This window comes from Streptomyces sp. NPDC059900 (genome assembly GCF_050270335.1).
Taxonomy (GTDB): domain Bacteria; phylum Actinomycetota; class Actinomycetes; order Streptomycetales; family Streptomycetaceae; genus Streptomyces.
The window spans coordinates 1-2,497 of record NZ_JBNNJZ010000871.1 but is presented as its reverse complement, the minus strand read 5'-3'; the positions used below and the strand labels follow the sequence as shown (position 1 = coordinate 2,497).

Sequence of the window (2,497 nt, the reverse complement as noted above, 5' to 3'; positions counted from 1 at the left end):
CGTACGGGCACCACCGGCCCCGACCCCTCGCCCCACGCCCCGCCCGGGGCCGTCCGGCGGCTCACCGAGGCGCTCGTCGCCCTGGGGCCGTTCGCCGCGGCGCTCGTCGCCTACAAGGCGCTGCTCGACTACGCCCTGCCGGAGGACTGGTTCAGCCTCTCCGTGCTCCGGTACCTGTTCGCCGGACTCTGCGCCCTGTGTCTGGGCTTCGCCCTGCGGATGGCGGCGCAGTGGCGGACGGATCGGTCAACGGAGCAGGAACCGTCCCCATCGCTCCTGCCTCCGGCGGAGGTCTGCGTACGACGGCTGGTCGACGACTCGGCGCACAGCGTGCTGGCCGAGTTCCGCGTGCTGTCACACCGCGGCGAGGACTTGGCCGGGTGGTCGCAGTACCTGGACGATCACCACGTGCCACCTACCGCGATCGGCACCTCCTACGGGCTTCGCATGCTCTCGGCGTGCGACCTGCGCGAGCCGCGTGTGGGCAGGCGCCGGGTCCTGGACTCGCTGCTCGCGCTCCAGAAGACCGGCGGCGGCTGGGCGGCCAGTACCCAGCGCGACCGCGGCCGGCCCGAGGTCACCGCGTGGGTGCTGGCCGCGATGGTGCGCAGCGGCCTCGACGATGCGACGCGTGCGCAACTGACCGGCGTGCTGGAGGACATGCTCGATCCCGCGCAGGACCCGCTTGGCATGGACTGCACCACTGTGCTCACGATCGTGGTGGCCGCACTGGCCGAGATCGCGCCGGAGTCCGCCGGGCTGCTGCGTCTGGTCCACCGGCTGGCCGACGCGGCCCGCCCCGGCGCGGCGGCGACGGGCGGCGCTACGGCTTGCTGGGGAGAGAGCGTGCATGCGATCGAGCCGTCCGCCGCGCACACCGCGCGTGCCGTCCTGGCCCTGCACCGCGCGGCCCAAGTGCTGCCGGACGGCGCGCCCTTCGCCCGGGTGGCCGGGGCCGGCCTGAGGTGGCTGTGCGCCACAGACCTCGAACTTCGCCTCATGGACGAACAAGTGCGCCGCCCCATGGCGGACGGAAGCGTGGACGCCTTGCTGGTGGGCCACTTCACCCCGGCATGGGTAACGCGGGCGCTGCTGCTGCCCGGCGCGCCCCCGGCGCCCGAACTGCTGGCCGTGACCGCGCGCTCAACCCTCGACTGCTTCAAGGATGGCACCTGGCGATGGCACGACGGCAGACAACCGATCTGGCTGGCCTACCAAGGGACGGTGACGATGCGGGAGTACGCGCTGCGGGTCACGCCACGCCCCCTGCGGGCACGGGACCTGTGAATACCCGGCGCCGCACCCTCACGGTCGTCAGCTGGAACCTGCACGAGGGGGTGGACGGTTCGAGCGGCGCCTTCGCCGACGCGGCGGGCCCCGCCGACCCCCGTGCGACCGAGGAGGTCCTCGCCATGATCGCCGAACGGAAGGTGGACGTGGCCGCGTTCCAGGAGGTGGGCTTCGACCGGCACGGACACGCGGAACTGCTCGCGGAACTGCGGCGGCGGACCCCGCTGCGGCACCTGGCGGCGCATCCGCTGCACGCCTCTTCGTTCACGCCGGGCCGTCGCAGCGGCGTTGCCGTGGCCAGCCGCTTCCCGCTGCGCAACACGGCACGCTACGTGCTGCCCAACCCCGGGCTGCGTGTCGTCCTGGACGGCCAGGAGATCCTCAGCCACGACAAGGGGCACCTACGCGTCACCGTCGACCTGGGCGAGGACGAGATCGATGTCGTGTCGCTGCACTCGTTCCCCTTCTACCTGTTCCGGCGCGATGCGGCGGACCCGGAGTTCAAGGAGATCTGGCGTGCGCTCGCCGACGAGCTGGACCGGCCCGGCGGGCCGCGCCGGCTCCTGGTGTGCGGCGACTTCAACGCGAATGCCTCGGACCTGCTGCTCGACACACTGGACGTGCCTCTGGCCAGCACCTTCGACGGACGGCCCACCCAGCGGGACCGCAGCGTGGACGATGTCCTGCACTCCTCGGACCTGGTCCTCACCGAGTCCGTGACCCTCGACAACTACTCGGATCACCGGGCCTGCGTGGCCGTCTTCCAACTCCCCTCCGAGGACGAGTGCGCGGGCCCTGGTGATGGTCCCTGACGAAGGCAGGTGGACAGGGTGGGAGAACATCTGACGCGGGCGCGCGAACACCTGGAGGCGGCGCTGGGCGGCGATGTCCCCGAAGCGCGGCGGCTCGCCGTGGCGCGCGCCGCGGTGGCCGAACTGGCAGACAAGACAGCCCTGCTGGGAATGCTCACCGAACTCGCGGACGGCACGCAGACCACCGCCGCCTGCGCCCGCCGCTCCTACCGCGACACCCTGGGCTGCCACTGGCGACTGCTGCTCCTCGACGGCGGCTACCCCTACACCCTGCGGCTGCACGCGTGGCGGGCGGCCGGCCCGGACGAGGGACTGGACATCCACAACCACCGGTCCGCGCTGGGCTCCGCGGTGGTGCGCGGCGAGCTGCGCTCCGACCTGTACGTGTCCGAGGA

At 72.5% G+C, this 2,497-nt stretch carries 2 protein-coding genes and 1 pseudogene; all 3 read left to right on the top strand.

Annotated elements, in window-relative coordinates; genetic code table 11:
• Positions 1 to 1,287, top strand: a 1,287-nt coding sequence (locus ACQKIP_RS45145) for a hypothetical protein (RefSeq protein ID WP_427745659.1), incomplete at its 5' end; no start/stop codon positions are given.
• Complete coding sequence (locus tag ACQKIP_RS45140; RefSeq protein ID WP_365863432.1) at positions 1,284 to 2,102, top strand: endonuclease/exonuclease/phosphatase family protein; 819 nt, start codon at positions 1,284 to 1,286, stop codon at positions 2,100 to 2,102. The genes ACQKIP_RS45145 and ACQKIP_RS45140, both read left to right, overlap by 4 nt.
• Positions 2,103 to 2,120: 18 nt before the next feature.
• Positions 2,121 to 2,497, top strand: a pseudogene (locus ACQKIP_RS45135) (hypothetical protein); the annotation flags it as partial.